Source organism: Pantoea coffeiphila (assembly GCF_016909495.1).
Classification (GTDB): Bacteria; Pseudomonadota; Gammaproteobacteria; order Enterobacterales; family Enterobacteriaceae; genus Erwinia; species Erwinia coffeiphila.
In genome coordinates, this window is record NZ_JAFBFW010000001.1 from 1195641 (window position 1) to 1219824 (window position 24184).

At 56.3% G+C, this 24184-nt stretch carries 25 protein-coding genes; 15 read left to right on the forward strand and 10 right to left on the reverse strand.

Annotated features, from left to right (window positions below; genetic code table 11):
* Positions 1-18 precede the first annotated feature (18 nt).
* Positions 19-969: a transaldolase gene (tal, locus tag JOE09_RS05490; RefSeq protein ID WP_239552924.1), complete on the forward strand. Its 951-nt coding sequence runs from the start codon at positions 19-21 to the stop codon at positions 967-969.
* Between the two features lie 104 nt (positions 970-1073).
* Positions 1074-1409: a gamma-glutamylcyclotransferase family protein gene (locus JOE09_RS05495; RefSeq protein ID WP_205065032.1), complete on the forward strand. Its 336-nt coding sequence runs from the start codon at positions 1074-1076 to the stop codon at positions 1407-1409.
* A 13-nt stretch (positions 1410-1422) separates the two neighbouring features.
* Here JOE09_RS05495 and JOE09_RS05500 read toward each other — a convergent pair whose 3' ends face one another.
* Positions 1423-2205, reverse strand: a complete 783-nt coding sequence (locus JOE09_RS05500; RefSeq protein WP_205065033.1) for an SDR family NAD(P)-dependent oxidoreductase — start codon at positions 2203-2205, stop codon at positions 1423-1425.
* Positions 2206-2419: 214 nt separating this feature from the next.
* Here JOE09_RS05500 and JOE09_RS05505 point away from each other — a divergent pair, with 214 nt between their 5' ends.
* Positions 2420-2980, forward strand: coding sequence for a TetR/AcrR family transcriptional regulator (locus tag JOE09_RS05505; RefSeq protein WP_205065034.1), 561 nt, complete (start codon positions 2420-2422; stop codon positions 2978-2980).
* A 19-nt stretch (positions 2981-2999) separates the two neighbouring features.
* Here the strand turns inward: JOE09_RS05505 and JOE09_RS05510 are convergent, their stop codons facing one another.
* On the reverse strand, positions 3000-3578 hold the full coding sequence (locus JOE09_RS05510) for a TetR/AcrR family transcriptional regulator (protein ID WP_205065035.1): 579 nt from the start codon (positions 3576-3578) through the stop codon (positions 3000-3002).
* A 174-nt stretch (positions 3579-3752) separates the two neighbouring features.
* Between JOE09_RS05510 and JOE09_RS05515 the strand changes: the two genes are divergently transcribed.
* Genes JOE09_RS05515 through JOE09_RS05525 form a run of 3 tightly spaced genes read left to right on the forward strand, consistent with a single transcriptional unit; the run spans position 3753 to position 6616 of the window.
* A complete protein-coding gene (locus JOE09_RS05515; protein WP_205065036.1) occupies positions 3753-4832 on the forward strand; it encodes a sugar phosphate isomerase/epimerase family protein in 1080 nt (359 codons plus the stop codon).
* A complete protein-coding gene (locus JOE09_RS05520) occupies positions 4825-5694 on the forward strand; it encodes an alpha/beta fold hydrolase (protein ID WP_205065037.1) in 870 nt (289 codons plus the stop codon). Before JOE09_RS05515 ends, JOE09_RS05520 begins: the two co-directional genes overlap by 8 nt.
* Positions 5681-6616, forward strand: coding sequence for an alpha/beta hydrolase (locus JOE09_RS05525; protein ID WP_205065038.1), 936 nt, complete (start codon positions 5681-5683; stop codon positions 6614-6616). Before JOE09_RS05520 ends, JOE09_RS05525 begins: the two co-directional genes overlap by 14 nt.
* Before the next feature lie 70 nt (positions 6617-6686).
* Here JOE09_RS05525 and JOE09_RS05530 read toward each other — a convergent pair whose 3' ends face one another.
* Genes JOE09_RS05530 through JOE09_RS05540 form a run of 3 tightly spaced genes read right to left on the reverse strand, consistent with a single transcriptional unit; the run spans position 6687 to position 11602 of the window.
* Positions 6687-7415, reverse strand: a complete 729-nt coding sequence (locus JOE09_RS05530; protein WP_205065039.1) for an amino acid ABC transporter ATP-binding protein — start codon at positions 7413-7415, stop codon at positions 6687-6689.
* Positions 7412-8650: a M20/M25/M40 family metallo-hydrolase gene (locus tag JOE09_RS05535; RefSeq protein WP_205065040.1), complete on the reverse strand. Its 1239-nt coding sequence runs from the start codon at positions 8648-8650 to the stop codon at positions 7412-7414. Before JOE09_RS05535 ends, JOE09_RS05530 begins: the two co-directional genes overlap by 4 nt.
* Before the next feature lie 18 nt (positions 8651-8668).
* On the reverse strand, positions 8669-11602 hold the full coding sequence (locus JOE09_RS05540) for an FAD-dependent oxidoreductase (RefSeq protein WP_205065041.1): 2934 nt from the start codon (positions 11600-11602) through the stop codon (positions 8669-8671).
* Between the two features lie 88 nt (positions 11603-11690).
* Between JOE09_RS05540 and JOE09_RS05545 the strand changes: the two genes are divergently transcribed.
* From JOE09_RS05545 to JOE09_RS05565, 5 genes are read left to right on the forward strand one after another with little or no spacing between them, the layout of a single operon-like run.
* On the forward strand, positions 11691-12587 hold the full coding sequence (locus tag JOE09_RS05545; RefSeq protein WP_205065042.1) for a dihydrodipicolinate synthase family protein: 897 nt from the start codon (positions 11691-11693) through the stop codon (positions 12585-12587).
* Between the two features lie 33 nt (positions 12588-12620).
* Positions 12621-13436, forward strand: coding sequence for an ABC transporter substrate-binding protein (locus JOE09_RS05550; protein WP_205065043.1), 816 nt, complete (start codon positions 12621-12623; stop codon positions 13434-13436).
* 18 nt (positions 13437-13454) lie between these two features.
* Positions 13455-14204: an amino acid ABC transporter permease gene (locus tag JOE09_RS05555; RefSeq protein ID WP_239552926.1), complete on the forward strand. Its 750-nt coding sequence runs from the start codon at positions 13455-13457 to the stop codon at positions 14202-14204.
* Positions 14201-15613: a dihydropyrimidinase gene (gene hydA, locus JOE09_RS05560; RefSeq protein ID WP_205065044.1), complete on the forward strand. Its 1413-nt coding sequence runs from the start codon at positions 14201-14203 to the stop codon at positions 15611-15613. The genes JOE09_RS05555 and hydA overlap by 4 nt, the downstream gene beginning before the upstream one ends.
* Before the next feature lie 45 nt (positions 15614-15658).
* Positions 15659-16336: a GntR family transcriptional regulator gene (locus tag JOE09_RS05565; RefSeq protein ID WP_205065045.1), complete on the forward strand. Its 678-nt coding sequence runs from the start codon at positions 15659-15661 to the stop codon at positions 16334-16336.
* Between the two features lie 12 nt (positions 16337-16348).
* On the opposite strand, the gene JOE09_RS05570 is transcribed toward JOE09_RS05565, so the two are convergent.
* Positions 16349-16927, reverse strand: a complete 579-nt coding sequence (locus JOE09_RS05570; protein WP_205065046.1) for a TetR/AcrR family transcriptional regulator — start codon at positions 16925-16927, stop codon at positions 16349-16351.
* Positions 16928-17078: 151 nt separating this feature from the next.
* Positions 17079-17666: an NAD(P)H-dependent oxidoreductase gene (locus tag JOE09_RS05575; protein ID WP_205065047.1), complete on the reverse strand. Its 588-nt coding sequence runs from the start codon at positions 17664-17666 to the stop codon at positions 17079-17081.
* A 260-nt stretch (positions 17667-17926) separates the two neighbouring features.
* Between JOE09_RS05575 and lptF the strand changes: the two genes are divergently transcribed.
* Both lptF and lptG read left to right on the forward strand, forming a co-directional pair.
* A complete protein-coding gene (gene lptF, locus JOE09_RS05580; RefSeq protein WP_205065048.1) occupies positions 17927-18997 on the forward strand; it encodes an LPS export ABC transporter permease LptF in 1071 nt (356 codons plus the stop codon).
* Positions 18994-20073 carry an LPS export ABC transporter permease LptG gene (lptG, locus tag JOE09_RS05585; protein ID WP_205065049.1) on the forward strand — a complete coding sequence of 360 codons (1080 nt, stop codon included), beginning with the start codon at positions 18994-18996 and terminating at the stop codon, positions 20071-20073. The genes lptF and lptG overlap by 4 nt, the downstream gene beginning before the upstream one ends.
* Here the strand turns inward: lptG and JOE09_RS05590 are convergent.
* Entirely contained in the window at positions 20070-20786 is a 717-nt protein-coding gene (locus JOE09_RS05590) for a nucleoside/nucleotide kinase family protein (protein ID WP_205065050.1), read from the reverse strand. The two genes, lptG and JOE09_RS05590, sit on opposite strands and share 4 nt — an antisense overlap.
* A gap of 144 nt (positions 20787-20930) precedes the next feature.
* On the opposite strand from JOE09_RS05590, the gene JOE09_RS05595 reads away from it, so the two are divergent.
* Both JOE09_RS05595 and JOE09_RS05600 read left to right on the forward strand, forming a co-directional pair.
* Complete coding sequence (locus tag JOE09_RS05595; RefSeq protein WP_205065051.1) at positions 20931-21659, forward strand: nucleoside/nucleotide kinase family protein; 729 nt, start codon at positions 20931-20933, stop codon at positions 21657-21659.
* A complete protein-coding gene (locus JOE09_RS05600) occupies positions 21652-22407 on the forward strand; it encodes a nucleoside/nucleotide kinase family protein (RefSeq protein ID WP_205065052.1) in 756 nt (251 codons plus the stop codon). The genes JOE09_RS05595 and JOE09_RS05600 overlap by 8 nt, the downstream gene beginning before the upstream one ends.
* 28 nt (positions 22408-22435) lie before the next feature.
* Here JOE09_RS05600 and JOE09_RS05605 read toward each other — a convergent pair whose 3' ends face one another.
* Entirely contained in the window at positions 22436-22795 is a 360-nt protein-coding gene (locus JOE09_RS05605) for a diacylglycerol kinase (RefSeq protein WP_105592732.1), read from the reverse strand.
* 26 nt (positions 22796-22821) lie between these two features.
* Entirely contained in the window at positions 22822-23946 is a 1125-nt protein-coding gene (locus JOE09_RS05610; RefSeq protein WP_205065053.1) for an N-acetyltransferase, read from the reverse strand.
* Positions 23947-24184 lie beyond the last annotated feature (238 nt).

Here is a 24184-nt window from a genome sequence, read left to right on the forward strand (position 1 = left end):
TCATTACAGGTCACGATTATGAATCAGCTTGAACAACTAAAGCAGCACACGACGATTGTTGCCGACAGCGGGGATATTGATAGCATTCTGGCTTATCAGCCGGAAGATGCGACCACCAACCCGTCGCTTATCTACAAGGCCGCGCAGCTTCCGCAGTATCACGCGCTGATTACGGAAGCCGTCGCGGCGGTGAAGTCCCGCCAGGCGGGAAAACCGATAAAAGCGTCAGACATTGCCGACACGCTGGCCGTCAGTATCGGCGCACTGATCCTGAAAAGCGTGCCGGGGCGCATTTCCACCGAGGTGGATGCCCGCCTCTCCTTCGATACCGCAGCCAGCATTGCCAAAGCGCGGGAAATCATTGCCCTGTATGAAGCGAAAGGCATTGGCAAAGAACGGGTGTTGATTAAGCTTGCCGCCACCTGGCAGGGGATACGTGCCGCCGAAACGCTGGAAAAAGAAGGGATCCAGTGCAACCTGACGCTGCTGTTCTCATTTGCCCAGGCCAGAGCCTGCGCCGATGCCGGTGTGTTCCTGATTTCACCGTTTGTTGGCCGCATTTACGACTGGTACAAGAAAAACAGTCCCGGCACCGCCTGGACCGTCGACAACGATCCGGGCGTGGAGTCGGTGCAAACTATTTATCGCTTCTATAAACAGCACGGTTACCACACGGTAGTGATGGGTGCCAGCTTCCGCACGCCGGAACAGGTGCTGGCGCTGAACGGCTGCGATCGTCTGACCGTGTCTCCGGCGCTGCTGGCACAGCTACAGCAAAGCCAGGGGCCGGTGCCCGCGCCGCTAAGCTATGCGGGCGAAGTACTGGCTAAGCCTGCGGCCATGACCGAAGCGGAATTCTACTGGGCGCATAATCAGGACGCGATGGCGGTGGAAAAACTGGCCGAAGGGATCCGCCTGTTTGCCGTCGACCAGAACAGTCTGGAGACGTTGCTGGAGCAGTATCTGTAGGAGGGTGCCTGCGTGACGAAGGGTTTGCCAGCCGCCGGATTAGGCCGTATGTTGAAAGCTGTTCTTTACCCGGCGGGTAATCCCTTTTTCACTGTTGAGGCAAGATGGAATCGTTGTTTGTCTACGGCACGCTGCGCCCGGGCCATTCGAATGCGCATATCATGGAAAACATCGGCGGCGAATGGCTGGCAGGCCACGTTACCGGGACCTTTTACGAGCGGGGCTGGGGCGCGGCGGCGGATTTCCCCGGCATTGTGCTGCACAGCGATGGCGCGCAGGTGAACGGCTACCTGTTTTTATCGGACAATCTGCAGGCACACTGGCCGATGCTGGATGAGTTCGAGGACGGCTATGACCGGGTGAAGGTCGAGGTCACCACGGTTGATGGCCTGCAGGTGAGCGCCTGGATTTATCAGCTACAGCCCAGGTCCGGGCTGTAGCAGTAAGCACTGGTCAGGCAGATTGATAGCGCTCCGCCACCTTCGCCTGATTAATATCCGCGATCAGCCCCAGTCGCGCCGTGTCCAGGCTGCTCCAGCTTGATGCACTCTGCACCGGCGGAATGGTGACCGTTTCGCGGCGGTCAAACCCCACCAGCGCGGCGTCGACCAGATCGCCCGCTTCCATCATCTGCGGCAGGGTGTTGATATCAATGCCCGCGCGATCCCAGATTTCGGTGTAAGTGCCGGCAGGCAGTACCGCCTGTACGTATACGCCTTTATCCGCCAGTTCAACGTTCAGCCCCTGGGACAGGAACAGCACGAAGGCTTTCGTTGCGCCATAGACCGACATGCCGAATTCCGGTGCCAGCCCCACGACCGAGCTGATGTTGACGATAGCGCCCTCCCCGGCCTGCACGAAACGTGGCGTGACCGCGTTAGCCAGCCGCGTCAGCGCGGTAACGTTCAGCGCGATTAGGCGCTGAATCGAATCGGCCGTCTGCCCGGCAAATCCCCCCGACTGGGCGATACCGGCATTGTTGATCAAAATGCCAATTTTCGCATCGTCGCGCAGGCGCGCTTCTACCGTCGCGACGTCATCCGACTGGGTAAGATCGGCGGGCAGAATATCCACGGCAACGCCGTTTTCCCGCTGCAAACGTTCGGCCAGTGCGGTCAGCTTTGCTTTATCACGCGCGACCAGCACCAGGTCATGTCCGCGTTGGGCGAAGCGCTGCGCATAGACTGCGCCAATACCGGTTGAAGCACCTGTAATCAGAACGGAAGGTTTGGACATCTGCGTGTTTCCTCTGTGAATGATTGAATGAGTCGTGCTGCCCATATTGCTCTCTGCCAGCCGCACCCGGTTGGCATGGAAGATCCCGCTGACGGCAACAACGCGACGTGGAATTAATGATGACGATCATAATCTAAACAGTCAATATTTTTTGATTACGATCATCATCAATGTATAATTGCGCCAGAAATTTCGCTCAGAGGAGCCAGCAGCAATGAAAGTGTCGAAAGAACAGGTACGCGAAAATCGCCAGCATATTGTCGAAACGGCCTCGGCGCTGTTTCGCGAGCGCGGCTTCGATGGGGTTGGCGTGGCGGATCTGATGTCTGCGGCGGGTTTTACCCACGGTGGCTTCTACAAGCACTTTGCTTCCAAGGCGGATCTGATGGCGGAAGCGGTGAGCTGCGGCTTTGTACAGGCGGCGGGTATGTCAGGCGGCACCACCCGGGAAAAATTTGTTGAGCGCTACCTCTCCCGCCAGCATCGCGATGCGATGGGGTCAGGCTGTGTGATGTCGGCGCTCGGCACCGACACGGCGCGCCAGCCCGAGTCGGTGAAGGCCATATTTGCCGCCGGTATTGAAAAAAATCTGGCCAGGCTCTCGGGCGAAGAAGGGGAAAAAGGCGCAAAGCGTGCCGATCTGATCGACACCCTCGCGCATCTGGTGGGTGCGATGGTACTGTCCCGCGCCTGCCCGGATGATTCCGCGCTGGCCGATGAAATTCTGGACGTTTGTCGGGCGAGGATTCTTGCAGAGGACAATGACCAGGGTTAAGCCATCCGCGGCTTAACCGTCAGAGCACCGCCAGCGAGGCGTTAACCACCTCGATCAAGACGTCCGCCGGAACGCCGTCCCGCGCCTGTACCGACAGGCCGTGCAGCACCAGCGCAAAATAGTTGCCCAGCAGGTCCGGGTTGGCATCGCGCTTCAGCTGCCCGGCCTCCGCCGCCTGGCGGAAGCGGTTAATAATCGATTCCGTACGCAGGCGGCGCTGTTCTGCCATCCACTGCTGCAACGGCTGATTTTCATCGCTGAGCGCACCGGCGGCGGAAACCACCATGCAGCCCGCTGGCGCAAGGGGCCGGGTATAGAGCGCGATGGCATCCATTAACATTCGTTTTATCGCGAGGGCAATCTCACCCTCTTCCAGCGCCCGTGCGGCAAAACCGCCCTCGTGTTCTGCATAGTGCGCCACCGCCTCGCGGAACAGCTGTTCCTTCGAGCCAAACGCTTTGTAAATGCGGGCGGAGGCAATGCCCAGCGCCGCCACCAGATCGGACATCGACGTACCCTCAAAGCCGTGACGCCAGAATAAATCCCGCGCCTGAATCAGGGCGGCTTCACGATCGAATTCTCTGGGTCTTCCGGCCATAGCGGTTCTCTTCTCTCGGATGATACGTTCAGGATCTGGCAGCAAGAATATCACATTAAATCAGCCACCTTCTGCCCTTGCGACTGAGCACTCTGTGCTGCGTTAACAAAAACGCCTTGTGGCCGTTTCGTCAGATCTCTATTGTTTGTCAATCGACAAACAATAGAGGTTCATATGCAAACGATCAAGGGTCCCAGCCTGCACCTGGCGCAGTTCAGTGATGATGTTTTCCCATTTAACAGTCTTGAGGCGATTGCCGGATGGGCAGCGGAGAACGGCTTCCGCGCTCTGCAAATCCCGGCCTGGGATAAGCGGCTGTTTGACGTCAATCTGGCGGCGGAAAGCCAGCAGTACTGCGATGAGATAACCGACATGCTGGCGCGGCACGGGCTGGTTATCAGCGAGCTGACCACGCATATTTTCGGCCAGCTGATGGCGGTACACCCGGCCTACGATGCGCTGTGCGACAGCTTTGCGCCGCCGCACCTGCACGGCAAACCGGAAGCCCGCGCCGCATGGGCAAAACAGCAGCTGCTGGCGGCAGTCAGCGCCTCTTCCCGCCTTGGGCTGACCGAGATGGGCACCTTTTCCGGCTCGCTGGCCTGGCCCTACGTGTTCCCCTTCCCCCAGCGCCCGGCCGGGCTGGTGGAAACCGCCTTTGACGAGCTGGCCCGCCGCTGGCTGCCGATCCTTGATGCCTGCGAGAAGCAGGGTGTGAACCTGTGTTATGAAATTCATCCGGGCGAGGATCTGCACGACGGCATCTCATTCGAGATGTTCTTACAGCGCACCGGCCATCATCCGCGCTGTAAAATCCTGTTCGATCCCAGCCACTTCGTCCTGCAACAGCTGAATTACCTCGATTTTCTGGATATCTATCGCGACCACATCGGCATGTTCCACGTTAAAGACGCTGAGTTTAATCCCACCGGGCGTCAGGGCATGTACGGCGGCTACCAGTCGTGGGCCGATCGCGCCGGGCGTTTTCGCTCAACGGGAGACGGTCAGGTCGACTTCAGGGCGATATTCTCCCGCCTGACTCAGAACGGTTACGCCGGATGGGCGGCGCTGGAATGGGAGTGCTGTCTGAAGAATAAGGACGATGGCGCGCGCGAGGGGGCGGCGTTTATCCGCGACCATATTATTCCGGTCACCGATAAAATTTTCGATGATTTCGCGGCAGCCCCGGTCAGCCAGAGTCAGATAGACCGCCTGTTAGGCATCACCACCACGGAGGCTGAACATCATGGTTAACGCCACTCTGCACCACCGCTATCTGCGCGTTAACGGACGCCGTCTGCACTGCGTCACTCAGGGCCACGGCCCGGCAGTCCTGCTGATCCCCGGCTGGCCGCAGACGTGGTACACGTGGCGGCACGTGATGGAGCATCTGGCCCATGCGGGCTATACCGCCGTAGCGGTCGATCCGCCCGGCACCGGCGAGTCGGACGCACCAACCGGCGGTTTTGATACCGGGAATATCGCCGCGCAGCTGGTTGACGCGATGTCCCAGCTCGGCCACGAACGCTATCCGGTTATCGGCCATGATATTGGCATGTGGGTGGGCTACGCCATGGGCGCAGATTTCCCGCAGCGCGTGCATTCGCTGCTGCTGACCGAAGCGGTGATCCCCGGGCTGGCCCCCGCCCCGGAGATTTTTGTCAGCCCGCAGGAGAATATCTTCCTCTGGCACTTTATGTTCAACCAGCTAAGCGGCCTGCCGGAGGCGCTGATCGCGGGCCGCGAACGGCTGTATCTCAGCTATATGTTCGATAAATGGTCATGGCGACGGGAACGCGTGGCGGCGGAAGTCTATATCGACGCCTACAGCGTGCCGGGGAAACTGGAGGCCGGATTTAACTACTATCGCGCCATCCCGGAGACCATCCGCCAGAATCAGCAGCGGGCCGCCACGCCGCTGAGTATGCCGGTGCTGGCTATCGGTGCGGAAAACGCCACGCGGGATGCCCCGGCTGAGACGATGAAAAAAGTCGCCCCCGATTTACGCAGCGCGATGGTCAGCGACTGCGGGCATTTTATTACCGAAGAGTGCCCGGATGAATTCTGTGCGCTGATCGCGGCGTTTTTACAGGAGAAAGGCTATGCCGCTCGATAGCGCAACGCAGCGCTGGCTGGCCGCCGCGCCCGCTTTCAGCGCCGCCGTGCCGCTGGCGGTAATGCGGTCGGCCACCGACGCAGGATTGATAGCCGGTCAGCAGCCCGTAGCCGGGGAAATTCGCGACTGGCAGGCGTTAAGCATAGAAGCGCAGGATGGCTGGCCGATCGCGGTAAGAATGTATTTTCCGGCCGGGGCAGAAGACGGTGAGGCACATCCGGCTTTGGTCTATGCCCACGGCGGCGGCTGGTGCCTGGGTGGTCTTGACGCCTGGAATACTCCGTGCCAGCAGCTGGCCGACGCCACCGGCAGCGTAGTGTTCTCCGTTGGCTATCGCGTGGCCCCGGAGCACCCGTTCCCGGTGCCGTTAAGCGATTTTTATGCCGCGCTTTGTGCCATCGCCGACCGGGCGGATTCGCTGGGCATCGACCCGCAGCGCATCGCGGTTGGCGGCGACAGCGCGGGCGGCAACCTGGCCGCGGCGGCCTGCCTGCTGGCGCGAGATCGCCAGGGGCCGTTGATTGCCCGCCAGCTGCTGCTGTACCCGGCGCTGGATACGGCGATGCAGTCGGCTTCCTGGCAGCAGTTCGGCGAGGGCTTTGGCCTGACGCGGTCGGTAATGGAATACTGCTGGGAGCGCTATTTGCCCGACGACAGCGATCGGCAGAATCCGCTGGCCAGCCCGTCTGCGGCAGCGTCGCTGCACGGCCTGCCGGACACGCTGCTGCTGAGCTGTGAATGCGATCCGCTGCGGGATGAGGCGGAAGAGTACGCCCGCAGACTGGCGCGGGATGGCAACAATGTGCGGCTCGAACGGCTGGCGGGGACAGTCCATGGCGCGATGCATATGACCGCCGTCACGCCCGCCGCGCGGGGGGTATTTGAACAATGCGCAGCGCTGTGGGATAGGCCTGCAATTTAACGCCGCCGGATCTTCCCGTTGAGCGTGTTCCCGCGCCTGCCGCAATGGGCAGGCGCGGTTTTCAACGCGGTTAATGGTGGATAATCTGCTCGAGGAAATCTCTTGCCCGCCCGGAAGCCGGAGCGGTAAAGAAGGTGTCGGTCGGCGAATCTTCAATGATTTCTCCGGCGTCCATAAAGATCATCCGGTCGGCGATTTTCCGCGCGAAGCCCAGCTCGTGGGTCACGCAGCACATGGTCATGCCCTGCTCCGCCAGTTCTGCCATCACCGCCAGCACTTCGGCGACCATTTCCGGGTCCAGCGCCGAAGTCGGTTCATCAAACAGCATCACCTTCGGCTCCATCGCCAGCGCGCGGGCTATCGCCACGCGCTGCTGCTGGCCGCCGGAAAGCTGTGCCGGGTATTTATGACCGTGGGATTTCATGCCGACGCGCTCCAGCAGCTCGTGGGCTTTTTTCTGCGCCTGCTCGCGGCTGTGTTTAAGGATGCGCATCTGCGGCACGATTAAATTGTCCATCACCGTCATATGCGGGAACAGTTCGAACGACTGAAATACCATGCCCACCTGCTGGCGCAGCGCGGGCAGGCTGGTTTTTTTATCGCTCAGCACCATGCCGTCGATATTAATCTCCCCTTTCTGGAACGGCTCCAGCGCATTCATGCACTTGATCAGTGTGGATTTCCCGGAACCGGAAGGACCGCAGATCACCACCACTTCCCCCTTCTGAATATCAAGGGTGCAGTTTTTTAGGACCGGCAGCTCGCCGTAGTATTTAGTCAGATTTTTAATCGCGATCATGCGGTTTTCTCCTGCAAAAGGGTGGCCACGCTGTTGGCAACCACCAGGGTGGCGCGGCGTAAGTCATCAAGGTGAATGCGTTCGTCGGCGCGATGGCCGTTCGCTTCCAGGAAACTGCGCGGTCCGGCACCGTACATGATGGTCGGGATACCTGCACCGCTGTAAAGCCGCGCGTCGGTGTACAGCGGCAGGCCGACCAGCGGAATGGGCTCATTGAACACGGCTTCGGCCTGCTGGCTGAAGATCGCCGCCAGCGCCAGGCTCTGCGGCGAAGGGGTAAACGGGCGGGCGAGCAGGATGCGACGCGCGTTGAAAGCAACGCCGGGAACCTGGCGCTGTACGTCGGCGACCAGCGCCAGCAGTTCCTGCTCGACGGCCTCCGGGTTTTCTTCCGGGATAATGCGGCGATCCAGGCGCAGTACGAAATTGTCCGACACGACGTTGGTGTTAATGCCGCCGTTGACCAGGCCAATCACCAGCGTCGGTGAGTCGATGCCGTCAATTGCCGAATGGGTTTCACCCAGCGCATCGCGATAGCGGTAGAGAGCAGTCATCAGGCGATTTCCGGCTTCAATAGCATCGCAGCCGGTGGTGGGAAATGCGGCGTGGGCCGACTGGCCTTTTAAATCAATTTCCAGGTGCAGGCAGCCGTTGTGCGCGGTGACCACAAAGTAGCTCAGCGCGGCGCAAACCACGTAGTCCGGTTTGCTGTGGCCGTTGGCCAGCAGCCAGCCGGGGCCGGTCGATCCGCCCGTCTCTTCGTCGTATGTGATATGCAGTTCAACGGTGCCTTGCAAATCTGCACCGCTGTGAATCAGCGCCAACAGCGCCGAAGTGTAGGTGGTGATATCGGATTTCGATACCGCCGCCCCGCGCCCGTACAGCCAGCCGTCCTCAATTTCCGCACCGTAGGGATCTTTGCTCCAGCCGCCGCCCGGCGGCACCACGTCACCGTGGGCGTTCAGCGCCACGGTCTTGCCGGGGCCAAAGCGGTGGCGGACAATCAGGTTGGTGGCGCTGCGCATGCCGCCTGCGGCGACGACGTCATCGGGTACGGTGAGGATTTCCACCTCCAGCCCGAGGTCGTGCAGGCAGCGGGCGGTCATCAACGCGTGCGGAGTACAGTCGCCAGGCGGATTGTCGGAAGGCATCTGTACCAGCTTTTTCAGCATCTCAACCTGCTGTTCAAAATGGTTATCAATCCAGCCGGCGAGAGTGTGTTGTGTATTGCTCACGAAAAGAAATCCTTATTATCAGTGGAATCGGGAAATCGCATAGGGCGCAAGATCGATCTCGCTGCGGCCCTGCAAAATCTGTTGTGACAGGCTCCAGGCGACAACCGGTGCCAGCGTGTAGCCGTTAGAGGTAACCGCGTGGTAAAAGCCGGCTTTGCCGGGGACTTCACCGACGATCGGCGCACCGTCGATATTGATGTTCATCCCCGCCCAGCTGCGCACCATATGCAGGCTGTTGAGGGCGGGCAGCACTTTCCCGGCCACCCACAGGTTGCCTTCGATGCTGGCGCGCAGTGACTGGTTCATCCGCGTTTCGGGGTTAAATCCTGCACTCCAGCCGCCGCCGATCAGGATGCTGCCGTGTGCGGTTTGCTTCAGGCTCAGGTGGCGGCCCGCGTGGGCGATCAGGTGGTCAATACGCGGCGCGGACTGTTCGGTGACGATCATTTGCAGCGGCGCGCCTTTCACCGGCAGCGCAACATCGACCATTTCCGCCACTTTGGCCGCCCAGGCTCCGGCGGCGTTGATCACCCGCCCGGCTTCAATCACCCCACGGCTGGTCTGCACCCGGTAACCGCCGTACGGCAGTGGTTCGATGGCCTGCACATCGGTCCCGCGCTGGAAGCGTGCACCGGCCTCCGTCGCCAGTCTGTTGACCACGTAGGTGGCGCGCAGGGGGTTGATTTTGCCTTCCATCGGGCAAAATTCCGCGCCGAGCAGGTCCGGTGACAGATGAGGAGAAAGCCGGTTGAGCTGGGCGGCATCCAGCAGTTCGGTTTCAATGCCGTAGCGGCGCTCCATGGCGATTTTCTGCTCCAGAAAGCGCATGTCCTGTTCCGTTTCAGCCACCATCAGTCCACCGGTAATTTTAATTTCCAGCGATTCGCCGCTGGCCTGTTCCAGCGCCTGCCAAAGCCTGACCGACGTCGGGCCCAGCGGTAGCGTCTGCGCCGCCGGGCCACCGCCCTCCTGCGCCTTGCTGCCGAAATCAAAGGACAGTAGCTGGACATGCAGGCTGCCCGCATTGGCACCGGAGGCCTGCAGATTGATCTCGTCACGCTCCACCACCAGCACACCGGCACCGCCCGCCGCGAGGTAATAACCGAGGCAGTTACCCATCACCCCGCCGCCAATCACCAGAATGTCGGTTTTTTGCAACGGCAGCGCGGCCTGCTCTACCGGTCGGGCAAGATTGGGAGTGATGGCGGGTTTATGCCCGCCCCATTCCGGCTTTTCAAAGGCCAGCGCGGCAATCGGAACGGGGCGGACGGGGAAACGCGGCGCGTAAAATCCGCTGACGGTGTTCCGGCGGCCGGTCATCTCTTCCACCAGCTGCGCCACCATTCCTGAGCAGGTGCGCCCCTGGCACAGCCCCATGCCGCTGCGCAGATTGCGTTTCAGCGCGGCGGGGGTGTCGATCCCCTGGCTGATGGCCTGGCGCAGGCGGCCCAGAGTGATATTTTCGCAGCGACAGATCACCGTTTCATCTTCCAGCGAGGCCAGGCTGACGGCCGGAGCCTGATAGACCTGCCACAGCGAGCGCTGGAAATCCTCGGCCCGGGTCAGGCGGGATGTGAGGGTAGGAATCTCCTGAGGGCTGATCGTTTTGCCCAGCGCGGCGGCAGCAGCGAGACCCGCCAGCCTGCCACGCGCCTGCGCCACCTGTGCGCCGCCCAGTTTCGCGCCGTCACCCACGACGTAAACCCCGTTGACGCTGGTTGCGCCGTTTGGGTCGGTTTTAATCGTCGGCGTGCTGAACGGCGTGGAGGAAAGCTGCTGTTCGCAGCCGAGCATACGGGCAAGATCGGTGGAAGGGATAAATCCGTGCCCCAGGCAGAGCACATCGCAGTCGATTTCCCGGCGGGAACCGGCAATACGCTGCCCGTTCGCGTCGACGCGCATCACGGTGATCCGCTCCAGGCGCTGTTGCCCGTGCGCGGCCACCACTTCATAGCCCCAGCTGAGCGGCACGCGATGTTTTTTTAATACGCCAAGGTAGTGCCGACCCTTCCACAGCAGTTCGGGGGCCGCCTGCAGCATGGTGAAGATCTGGCGGAAATGCTTCAGCCCGGGTTTCGGCGCGCGTTCCAGCACTTCCACCACCGAACCCTGGCTTTCCAGCAGGTCGGCGGCAAACTGCAGGTTCAGCGGGCCATTACCGCTCACCACTACTCGGCTGCCAGGGATCACGCGATAGGCTTTAGCCAGCGTCTGTCCGGCTCCGGTGGTCATCACGCCCGGCAGCGTCCAGCCGGGAAACGGCACGGGCCGTTCGTAGGCACCAGTGGCAATAATCAGCTGCGCGGGGCGAAACAGCCGCGTCTGACCGTTAACCATAACGGCGATTTCATTCGCGGAAAAAGCCGCCCACACGGTGGCCTGTTGAACAACGGTAACGCCCGCCGCGACGGCGTCGGTCAGCAGCCTTTCGCCGTCGCGCCACTGCGGCGGCATGTTGCCGTGCAGAATATGGGAAGGTGCCAGCGGCTTGAAAAACTGCCCGCCGCTCTGCGGTCGCTCATCGATGACGATAACCGCAGCCCCGGCCTGCGCCGCCGCCAGCGCGGCAGAGAGTCCGGCGGGTCCGGCTCCCAGCACCAGCAGATCGCAGACGGTTTCAGCGGGTTCAACCGTCGCGGGTGCCGACGCCAGCGGCTGAGGCGTGCGATCGTCTGAACGGCGGCTGTGAATTTGCATCCCCTGCTCAACCAGCGTCATACAACTGCGCTGCGATCCTTTGCCGTCCACTTCCACCACGCATTCATAGCAGGAGCCCATCCCGCACCACAATCCGCGCTTTTCGCCCTGTGTATTTTCGCGCAGCGCCACGATATTACTGCGGGCCAGGGCGGCCGCGATCGTCTCTGAAGCCAGAGCCTGTATGGCCTGGCCATCAAACCAGATGGTCCGGGTTTCGGTACTCTGGCTGATATCTTGAGATTTTAGTTCCACAGATCTTGTGCTCCGACATCGTATACGTATACAGTACGTATACGGTATACAAACGGTGTTCATCAAGAACTTTCTCAAGGAACTCAGCATGTCTACGTTTCGCGGCACTTACACGGTATTGATTACCCCCTTTACCCCTGATGGTTCAGCAATAGATGTGCCAGCTTTGAAAAAACTGGTTAACTGGCAAATTGAACAGGGAATTCATGGGCTTATTCCGCTCGGCAGCACCGGTGAGTTTTTATCGATGAGCCGCGAGGAGCGCCAGCTGGTTACTGAAACGGTGGTTTGCACCGCAAACGGGCGCGTGCCGGTGCTGATGGGTACGGGTGCAGAATGGACCCCGGAATGCGTTGAGCTGAGCAAAGAAGCGGAAAGCATGGGTGCAGACGGCGTGATGATCATCCCACCGTTTTACAGCTGCCCGAATGAAGACGAACTGTTTACCCACTATCGCGCGGTCGGGGAAGCGATCTCCATCCCGATCATGATCTACAACAACCCGGCCACCGCCAACGTTGACCTGCTGCCAAAAACCGTCGCCCGGCTGTCGCAGATCGATACGGTCAGCTACATCAAGGAATCCACGCTGGAAGTCACCCGCGTTCGCGACATTATCGAACTGTGCGGCGATCGGATGAACGTCTTTGCCGGAATACTCGGCTACGAATCCTTCTGGCTGGGGGCCTGTGGCTGGGTGGCGGTGGCCTCTAACCTGCTGCCGTCGCAGTGTGCGCAGATGTTTGAAGCCGCAGCGGATCGTCTGGATCGCGACGCGGCCCTCGCCCTGTATCGCCAGATCCTGCCGGTGGTGCGCGCCGTGGGCGGACCGCACTACGTCGCCGCCAGCAAGGCCGGTCTGTCAATGATGGGGCTGGATGTCGGTATCCCGCGTGCGCCGCGCCTGCCGCTGGCCGACGATTTACATCATGTTTTACGTCATGAATTAGAAAAACTTAACGTGCTGAACAGCTTCCAGCATTAATCACTGGCCTGAATTGACACCCGGAGAATCAACATGAAAGCCAAATTAACCTTATTAGCCGCGCTAACGCTGCTGTCCGGCAGCTGCTTCGCCGACTGTACAGCACCGCAGGGCGCCAGCCTGGTTACCTCAGGCGAGCTGAAGATGTCAACAAACCCGACGCTGCCGCCGCTGCAATATGTCGACGGTGAAGGAAAGTTAAAGGGCATGCGCATTGAAATGGGCGAGGAGATTGCCAAACGCCTGTGCCTGAAAGCTGATTACACCCGTATTGAGTTCTCCGCGATGGTGCCCGGCCTGCAGGGTGGCCACTGGGATATGATCAATACCGGCATTTTCTTCACCCCGGCGCGCGCCAAAATGATGTACATGATCCCGTATGAAAGCCAGGCGGTGAGTATTTCTACCCCACCTGCCGATGCAGGAAAAATCACCAAGGTTGAGGATCTGTCCGGTAAGAGCGTGGGCGTTGAGCTGGGTGGGTTTGAAGAAACCACCATCCGCAAAATCAGCCAGCAGCTGGTTGCCAAAAACCTTAAGCCCGTTGATATCCATACCTTCGACAACTTCACCGTCGCTTTCCAGGCGCTGCGCGCAGGCCAGGTGAATGCGGTGATCAGTATTGACGCCGTGGCCGCCGACTATCAGCACAAAGGGATGTTTAAGCAGGTGATCTCGGGGCTGGAACCCACCCCGGTAGCCATCGCCTTTAAAGATCCGAAGCTGGCCGCCGCCGCCGCCGATGCGCTGAACAAGATGAATGCCGACGGCAGCCTGCCTGCGCTGTTTAAGAAATACGGCGCGGAAATGATCCCAGGAACCTTTAGCGTTCAGGGCCCCTCCTCTTAAACCACAGGAACTCTCACTATGATTCAGGGCTGGAGCTGGGAAGGCTACTTCCATTATCTCACCAACTATTTCATTTTCCTTGGGGCGGTGAATACCGTCCTGTTAACCCTGGCTGGAATGGCGGGTGGGCTGGTACTGGGTGTGGTGCTGGCCTTCGCCAGGCTGTCGCCCTGGTCCTGGGTTAATCAGTTAGCGCGTACCTATATCTGGATTTTCCGCGGTACGCCGCTGCTGGTGCAGCTGATTATCATTTATACCGGCCTGCCGCAGATCGGCATTCGCTTTACGGTGATCGAAGCGGTGATCACCGGGCTGGTGCTGAATGAGGCGGCCTATCTGGCAGAGATTATTCGCGGCGGCGTGCAGGCGCTGCCGAAGGGGCAAATCAACGCGGCCAGGGCGCTGGGCTTTAACCATGCAGGCGTGGCGCGCTACGTGATTTTCCCGCAGACCATGCGCCTGATCCTGCCGTCGCTGGGCAACAGTTTTAACGGCCTGCTGAAAACCACCTCGATCGCCTCGGTAATTTCGATGGAAGAGCTGCTGCGCCGTACGCAGATCCTGATGCAGGAGCAGTTTATGGTGCTGGAGCTGTTTATGGTGGCGGCAACCTACTACCTGATCCTCACCACGCTGTGGGACTTCATTCAGCGGCGCATCGAGCTGCACTACGCGAAAGCGTATCAGAGTACCCAGCATACTCGTCCGGTGAAAAAGGCCCCGTTAACCGACACCAGCACCGCGCTGGCCAGGGAGACACAGCGATGAGCACGTTCGATCTGATTGTGAAAAATGCCGATATCATTACTGCTTCCGACCGTTATCACGGCGATATCGGCATCCGCGACGGCAAAATCAGCATGATTGCCGCCGGGCTGAATGCCGAAGACGCGCGCCAGGTGATTGATGCCGCGGGCAGAATGGTCACGCCGGGCGGCGTTGATGCCCACTGCCATCTCGATCAGCCCTCGACCGATGGCTCAATCGGTGCCGACGATTTTATCAGCGGCACGCGGTCGGCTGCGTGCGGGGGCACCACCACGGTGATCCCCTTTGCCATGCAGTTCAAGGGGCAGAGCCTGCAGGATGCCGTTGCCGACTACCATCAGCGCGCCGAGGGCAAAGCCTGCATTGATTACGCATTCCATCTGATTATTACCGATGCCAACCCGGCGGTGATTGCTGAGCTGCCGGCGATGATCGAGCAGGGCTACACCTCATTTAAGATTTATATGACCTATGAGGCACTGAAGCTGTCGGATCACCATATTCTGGATGTGCTGGATGCCGCCCGCCAGCTGGGGGCGATTTCGATGATCCACGCGGAGAACGATGACTGCATCAACTGGCTGACCGAGCGGCTAAAGAAGCAGGGAAAAATCGCCCCGCGCTATCACGCCCTCGCCCACTCGCCGATCGGCGAACGCGAGGCGACCCACCGCGCGATTTCGCTGGCCGAACTGGTTGATGTGCCGATTCTGCTGGTGCACGTTTCCAGCCGGGCAGCGATTGAGCAAATTTACTGGGCGCGCGGCCAGGGCATGCACATTTTTTCGGAAACCTGCCCGCAGTATCTGTTTCTGACGGCGGAAGATCTCGGGATTGATGACAGCTTCCACGGGGCGAAATGCATTTGCAGCCCGCCACCGCGCGATACGGACAGCCAGAACGCAGTGTGGACGGCGCTGGCCAACGGCACCTTCACCATTTTCTCTTCGGATCACTGCCCGTTTAATAATGATGCCACCGGCAAAAAGCTGCACGGTGAAAACGCATCGTTCGATCTGGTGCCGAACGGCATTGCCGGGCTGGAAACGCGCATGCCGCTGTTAATGAGCGAGGGCGTGCTGAAAAATCGCCTGTCGGCCCAGCGCTTTGTTGATCTGACCGCTACCGCCCCGGCGAAGCTTTATGGCCTCTATCCGCAAAAGGGCACAATCGCCCCCGGTTCCGATGCCGACCTGGTGATCTGGGATACGCAAACGCCGAAAACCATCAGCAGCGCTATGCTGCATACCAACGCCGATCACACGCCGTATGAAGGGAAAGAGGTTCAGGCCTGGCCTGCCGTTACGCTGTCGCACGGCGTGACGGTGTGGGGCGATAATCAGTTCCACGGCGTGGCGGGCCAGGGGCGTTTCCTCGCCTGCGCGGTCCCTTTCCCATCGGAAGGATAATTCGGTAAACTAGCGGCGGAATTAACTACTGGAAACTGCGTGAAGATGACTGACTATCAGGACCATACGCTGGCGGCAATTATGGCGTCAAAACCGTTGTATATGAAATCGGCCAGCCTGTCTGAGCAGGTCTATGTATTACTGAAAGAGTTAATTCTTGAGCGTAAAATTCCGGGCAACAGTGAAATGTCCGAGTCGCGCCTGGCCGATGAGCTACAGGTTTCACGCACCCCAATGCGTGAAGCGCTGGTCAGACTGGCCGGTGAGAACCTGCTGGAGCGCCGCGGCGCGCGTTCGTATACCGTTCGCTCGGTGGATATCAAAGAGTACTTAGATACCATGGCGCTGCGTGAACTGCTGGAAGTAGAAGCGGTTGGCAAGGCGCTGGATAAAATCGGTAAGCCAACGCTGGATGCGCTGATCGCCGAGCTGCACGAACTGATGAAGGCCGACGAGGAGCATCTTTTCTGGCGCTATGACGAGAAGCTGCACAACACCATCGCGGAAGCCAGCGGCAACGTGGTGCTGGCCGGCGTGTTAAAGGGGCTGCGGGTTAACGTTCGCCTGTTCCGCCTGCACAGTCCGCTGCACCGCCAGAGCGAGAATCACACCGAGCATCTCGATCTGCTGACCGCCATGCGCGAAGGCGACCGCGAGAAAAGCCTGGCCTCCATCCGCAATCACATCAGTAAGTTACGCAACGACGTCATGGCGTCTTTATAAACGACAGCCGCACTAGCGGCTGCGTTCCACCATCGCCACAATCACCTGATACAGTTCATCAACCGCCTGCTGTTCAGCAATATCGCCGCTGACGGCGGTGGCCGAAAGGCTGTCCGCCGCACCGAGCATCGCCCACAGCGCCGCATCCGACAGCCCGCGTGGGCCGCTAAACATCGCCAGCGAGCGGCGGCATTTTTCCAGATAGCTTTTCTGACACTGCTTCCTCAGCTCGGCCAGTTCCGGCGAACCGCTCAGCGCGGCAAGCACATCGGGAATTTCCCGCCCTTCCGTCAGCACGCAGTTCACATAGCTGGACGCAATAATACGGGCTTTCTCATTCAGAACCGGTTCCGCAGCAGCCACCGCATCGTCGATGACCTTATTCTGGCGAGATTCAAAATCCTGATACAGTGCCGCCAGCAGCCCCTGGCGGGAGCCAAAATGCTCGTAGACGGTGGGCTTAGTGATGCCTGCCGCCTCGGCAAGATGGCCCATCGTCAGCGCATCGGTCCCTTCGCTGGCAATCAGCCGCCACGCAACCGCGATCAGTTGAGCAAAGCGCTCTTCCTTAGATAAGCGACGCCGCGACATCACTGACCCCGCGCCGTCATGCTTAACGCTGTATGGTGACTAATGACGCCGTGCTTCTCGTTCAGAATACGGGACATGCCGAAGCTCCTCGTTGTATCAATCCTGAAAAGATCGATGGTGAAAATAAGGCTGACTGGCCGCTGGCATGGCGTTATCCGGCGATTTTATTACCGATTTTCAGCGCGATTTCCAGATGTGATTCAGGGAATTGGCCGTTTGGCGTCAGCAGCAGCTCAGATGTAACCACCTTTGCACCAACAAAATCAAATATTCCACGATCGATCTGCGTTCTCATCGCCTCATCATACCCACGACGAGAATAGGTCCCTTCGTCGGCAGCACCAATGCCAATCAGATGAACGTTCAGATTCGGCAGCATTTTTATCAGTCCACCGTCTTCTGCGTAGTCGTAGGCCCAGCCGTTGGTAAACACGCGATCGATCCAGCCTTTCAGCATGCCGGGGAACGACCACCAGTAGATGGGATAGACCAGCACCAGCGCATCAGCCCGATCGATACGCTGCTGTTCAGCCACGATTTCCGCCAGCGGCGATGACTGATTGCGGAAAAATGCCAGGTCCGGCGCGGCAAAACGCGGATCGAAATTTTCAGCAAAAAGATCGGCAATTTCAACGGTATTGCCACTGCCAGCATCAGTGACGCCTTTTGCCACGCGGGCGGCAACGCTGTGGGTGAATGACTGTGTATCCGGATGAGCAACAACAATAAGTGCGTGCATAGTAAGATTCCCTGGGCGTGATGAGAGTGAGTTTGGCCGTGATTGCCACAACATACCAAAAGTATGTTACTAATGGTATGTTGTAAATTATTCTCAAATACAGATCAACTGCCAGATGGCTTACCGCACTAATCGCTCATCGCGAACAGGCCGCTCAGGCAATAGCACGTAACTGCAAGACGGTAACGCGACTGAACTATTACTCTGAAAGGCTATAAAAATCCGTTATTTATGACGCTGATATTGAGTCTCAATATTTTATGTATTTAATCGAACGCTACATCATGGTTGCAACGCAACGACTGGTGATAACAATAATCGGCTTCCTGATTTTTATCTTTGCCAGTTATTCCACTCAACGCTATCTGACCGATGCCGCCAACGGTACGCTGGCGCTGCAATCGGTGATGTATATCGTTTTCTATAAGATATTGATTGCTCTGGAGATGTTACTTCCCGTCGGGCTTTATGTTTCCGTTGCCGTTGCGCTGGGGCAGCTTTATAACGATTCAGAAATAACTGCCGTACTGGCTTCAGGCATCAGTCCTTTTCGGATTTATAAAGCAATCCTGTTCCTGGCGATCCCATTAGGTATTTTAGTGACCCTGCTCTCGGTGTACGCCCGCCCCTGGGCCTATGCGCAAATATTCCAGTTAAAACAGCAGGCGCAGTCTGAATTAGATGTCAGCCATCTACAGGAAAAGAAATTTAATCTGAATGACAGTGGCAGAATGATTTTGAGCGATAAGATCGATCGTAAAAATAACCTGCTGTCAGATGTGCTGATTTACAGCACCTCCGGCAATAACACCTTTTTATTTCGGGCACTCTCTGTGCAGGTGGTCAATCCTGCGATCGCCTCACCGGCGGTCACGCTTCATTCCGGCACGGCATATCAACTTGACCGTAAAGGCACGGATGACAACGTACAAACGTATAAAAACTTTAATCTGCATCCTAAGCCCATGAAGCAAAGCATCGAACTCAGAAGTAAATCTGCCCCAATGGCAGAATTATCGCGTTCACACGATCCCGCCGATATTGCCGAACGTCAGTGGCGGGAAAGCCGAGGAATTAGCGCTATTTTAATGGCACTGCTGGCGATAACATTAAGCCGCACGCGTCCCCGCCAGGGGCGATTTGCCACTCTGTTACCGCTGGCCGTACTGTTTGTTCTCATCTTTTATGCCGGTAACATCAGCCGTTCACTGGTAGCCAGCGATATTATCCCCTCATTCCCCGGCGTGTGGACGGTGCCATTAATGATGCTGTTGGGCTTCCTGGCCCTTCTGGCCCATCAGGCCTCACTTTTACAGAAGTTTTTCCGGTGAATATTTTTAGCCGTTATCTGATTAAAAATGTCTTTCTCGGTTTCGCTGCCGCGGCGGCTTTGCTGATCCCGCTCTTTTCCACTTTTGATTTTATTAATGAACTGGATGATGTCAGTTCAGGCGGATACCACTGGACTCAGGCATTGATGGTGGTATTGATGAAACTGCCTCGCTGCCTGATCGATCTGGGGCCTTTTATCGCTTTGCTTGGCGGTATTGTCGGGCTGGGCCAGCTGTCGAAAAGTCTGGAGCTGACTGCGATGCGCGTCTCCGGCATGTCAGTTTTCAGGATAGGAATGAATGCGCTATGTGCCGGTATTATTTTTACCGTGGCGCTGTGTGCGCTGGACGAATGGGTGGCTTCACCGCTTCAGCAGCGGGCACTTCAGTTAAAAGATATTGCCGAGGCCAGAGATGATAGTGCGTCCGGCTCAGCTAACACGCTGTGGGCGCGTAAAAATAATGAGTTTGTTACGATTAAAACGCTGGATGAATACAACCGGCCTGTTGGCATTGAAATATTTAAGTATCACAAGGATCAAACCCTCGATTATTATGTTTATGCTAAAACCGCGACCATCATTGGCAACGGCATATGGACTTTATACGATGTTAATCAAAAAACATGGGCCGACGGAAAAGAAACATCAACGTTACATGACAGTATGCCGTGGCAATCGATATTCAACCATACCAGCCTGAAAGAATTAATGATGCCCAGTGATAGTTTTTCAATCCGGCAGCTGAATAACTACATCGATTATTTGCAAACAACAAACCAACCCGATTTAGAGTTCAGAATCGCACTTTGGCAAAAGCTCGGGCAGCCTGTTTTGATACTTGCAATGATATTACTTTCCGTTCCCTTCACATTTAGCAACCCCCGGGCGCCAGGTATGGGAAGCCGCCTGGCGACGGGCGCTATTATTGGGTTACTCACCTATGTCAGCTACCAGATCATAGTCAATCTTGGCCTGTTGTTCTCTTTCAGTGCACCGTTGACGGCACTACTTCCCCCCATACTCCTGCTGGCATTGGCATTAATACTGGTTAACCGATTTGACAAGAAGCATTAGCCCTGCTGATTAGCCCCCATTTTGTATCCTCTCGACTGCAAAAAATCAGCAACGACACGTTCTGTCAAAAGAAGAACATGGTCGAGAGGTTGATTAACGTCGATATCGACAGTTTCAGAATCGGGGAAATTCAGCTTTGAAGTGACGGCTACTTTTTTTTCCAGCGATTCCCGGCGGTGATCGGGTTTTCGTGCACAGGCAACATCAATGTCAACGTTAAGTTTTAACACCAGGTCGGGCTTGTAACTGGTCATCCAGCGAAATGCCTGATGTTCACGGCCAGCCAGCCAGTTAATGAAAGGCCTGCCGGGAACATGCTCAGGTAAAAGAACACCATCATAGGCACCGGGAATTTGCATCTGAGGATAGCGATCGGCCAGGATAATCAGCCCCTGCTTGCGAAAGCGTAGCATACGGCGAAAACGGAAAAGACGCCGTAAAACAAAAACCATCATGACCAGTGCAGGTACAACACCAATTTTCGATTTTGCTACGCTGACTTTTTTACGATCGATAGTTTTACCCAATTTTTTACCGAGCAGCGGCAATTTTACTAACTGGCGTTCTACATTACCGGCCTGTTTTCCTAAATGTACTTTAACAGCGGATTCATATTGATTAATAAAGCCAATAAGGTGTTCAGAAATAGTCGACTTTCCGGAACCATCGCAGCCAATAATAGCGATGATTGGTGGGTTGTTTTTCGAATTCATACAGCCATCCCTGTGAAATAAACTCCTCAGGATATAGCATTTTAAAAGAAGATTGTCGCTAATCATGCTTGTTATTCTACAGAACTTAAACACACGGAGAACATCGTGCATTATGGAATGCATTGTTAAAACAGGGTTGTTAACGTGAAGAATTTAAAAACGATTATCAATCACTCCCCGGTTCGGGCGATCGCGATTACGGGATGCGACGGTGCCGGAAAATCAACGCTGGCCGCTCATCTTGCAAATCATCTTTCATCTCAGAGTGAAACGGAACTGATTTATCTGGGGCAGTCTTCAGGATTTATTGGCAAACGGATCGCCGAAATTCCGATTATTGGTTCATATATTGGGAAATATTTAAATAACCGTTCTGAACGCGTGCACAGTCGCCCTTCTTCCCCGCCGGGAAATATGGCCGCACTGGTCATTTATCTGCTCTCCTGCTGGCGGGTCTATAAGTTCCGCCGCATGTTGGCGAGATCCCAACAGGGCTGTCTGTTGATTACCGACCGCTATCCGCAGGCAGAAATTCCGGGGTTCCGCGTTGATGGTCCTCAGCTTGCAAAGGCGGAAGGCGGTAATTACTGGGTGCGCATGCTGAGAAATAGCGAACTGCGGCTTTACCGCTGGATGGCTTCATACCCGCCGGCGCTGCTGATTCGTTTGAATATTGATGAGCAAACGGCGCACTTACGCAAACCCGATCACGCCCTGTCTGCACTGCGCGAGAAAATCGCCGCGATACCACAGCTGACCTTTAACGGCGCGAAAATTCTTGATTTAGATGCCCGTGAACCGGAAAGCAAAATAATCGATACATCACTGCGGGCGGTTCATCTCGCCCTTTCAGGCCTACAGAAAAATGCATAGCGATAAATTAAACACGGCAGCCCAACACTCTGCCACCCGCATTCCCGGACTGATTGCCGTGGTGGGCTGCGACGGCACCGGAAAATCGACGCTGACCGCAGATTTAGTGAAAACACTCAGTTCGTCCTGCACAGTGGAACGCCGCTATCTTGGGTTAATATCCGGTGAGGATGGCGATAAAATCAAACGTTTACCGGTGATTGGCGTATGGCTTGAGCGCCGGCTGGCGGCAAAATCGGAGAAAACCCAGCGCATGAGCAGTAAAGCGCCTGCTCTCTGGGCCGCGCTGATTATGTACGGGCTTTCCGTGTGGCGAAAAGCGAATCTGGCTAAAGCGAAACGCTTAGCTCAAAGCGGCGTACTGGTGATCAGCGATCGCTATCCGCAGGCTGAAATTTCCGGCTTTTATTATGATGGCCCCGGCATCGGAGTTGAACGCACAAGCGGGAAATTGATGACGTATCTGGCGGAACGCGAAAAACATTTATACCAGCAGATGGCTTTGTATCAGCCCGAGTTGATTATTCGTCTGGAAATTGATGCCGATACCGCCTTTTCACGCAAACCCGATCATAACTATGACGAACTGCGCGACAAGGCCCTTGTGATGAGCCAGCTTAATTACAATGGTTCCAGAGTGTTAAACATTGATGCCCGGGCTCCCTATGATGAGGTTCTGCAAACCGCGCTGGCGGCAATTTATCCGGTTATTTCTGCCGAAAGAATGGAGAAACTTGCCGAGGCTTAATTTGGTATAAACATAGCGATATTATCGGCTAAAGCAAAATCATTGCCCAGACGGTCACGGTCATCAGCATCGTGACAAGCTGTGCTGCGCCGCCAATATCTTTTGCTCGTTTTGACAGTGGATGAATCTCCAGAGAAACCCGGTCGATGGCGCTTTCGATAGCCGTATTAAGGAGTTCTACGACCAGCAGGAGAAAGCAACTGGAAACTAAAAACAGACGTTCAACGGCTGACACATCAACGCACAGCGCAATGACGAATAATATTCCAGTAATAATAAACAGCTGCCTGAATGAATTTTCCGTTAACAGTGCGTTAGCAAGACCAGACAGCGAGTTTTTTATGCTGTCGAACAGACGGCCGAAACCCTTTTTCTTTTCAAATAGCATCGCGATATTATTAACCCAAGAAGATATTAAAGTTGTTTTTCATATAACCGGTAACGCTTGTAGGGTATCGCACCAATTTTTTCCAAAATATTCCTCATCCCGGCGTTAGATTCTAAAATCCACGACATTTCTAACGCTTCGATGTTCCACTTACCAAATGCGGCATGCAGCGCCTCGATAAGTAGCAGGGCAATAACCGGCCCAATCCGGCTAAACTGATGTTCGATTTTTACCCCCATCAACGGCACCCTGGCCGTACGTACCCCGCTGACTTTCAGCCGCCAAAGAAGTTTCGCCCAGCCAAGGGGGAATAATCGCCCGTTGAGATCCGCAATCGCTTCATTGATGTTAGGCAGGCCGATAATAAACGCAACGGGTACGGAATCTATCTCGGCGATAAAGATCATATCGTCCGGCACCAGGAATTTTAGCTGGTCCCCCATAACGGCAAATTCGTGTTCGGTAAAGGGTACAAATCCCCAGTTTTTCTGCCATGCCGAGTTAAAAATCTGGCGCAGAACCTGCATTTCCTCACTGAATTTCTTGCGATTAAGACAGCGAATGCTGACTTTTTTGCGAGCATGGTCCATCAGTTTAGCCAGTGATGGCGGAAACTGGAGTTCAGCCAGACGCATCCAGTAGGCCAGCAGATCGATGCCCTGTGTGTATCCCTGCTGCTCAACTCTGGCCGAATAATAAGACTTACCGTGCGTCATCATGGCGCTTGGCGGGGTGTCAAAGCCGTCAATCAACAGACCACTTTCCTGATTAATATTAAGACTAAAAGGCCCGGTGATTTTTCTGGCGCCTTTAGAAGCCAGCCAGTTTTCAGCGGCCGAAAATAACAGCCTGAATACCTCAGGATCGTCGACGGCATCAATCATGCCAAAATGCCCGGTATCCGGACCATAGAGCCCCCGGTGTAAGGAGTCGACCTGGGCAGATATCCTGCCAACAACTTCCCCCTCTTTTTTCGCCAGCCATGTCTGCCATTCAATATGGTCATCTGCCGGATTTTTTTTCGAGAAGTGCTCTAATCGCTCAATATTTAAAGGATTAATCCAGTTTGGATCGTTTTGAAAAAGATTGGAGGGAAACGTAATAAATGACTTGAGTTGACGCTTATTGATAACTTTTTCGATGTGAATCATACATACCATTGAAACTAATAATTTACGAAAAAAACACACAATAGCCTTTTTAGGATCGTATTACCTGTAGTTATTGTGCCCTTTACCCCTTTCCACCCTGCAATACTCGAAATGCATTAAGTGGTTATATAAAAAGCATTGAATTTTTAGCCTGTTATCTAACCGAAGAAAATCACCAGAGCGTTAGGCATATTATGCTGCTAACAAATTATTCCAATAAACAACTCCCGTTTCTTAT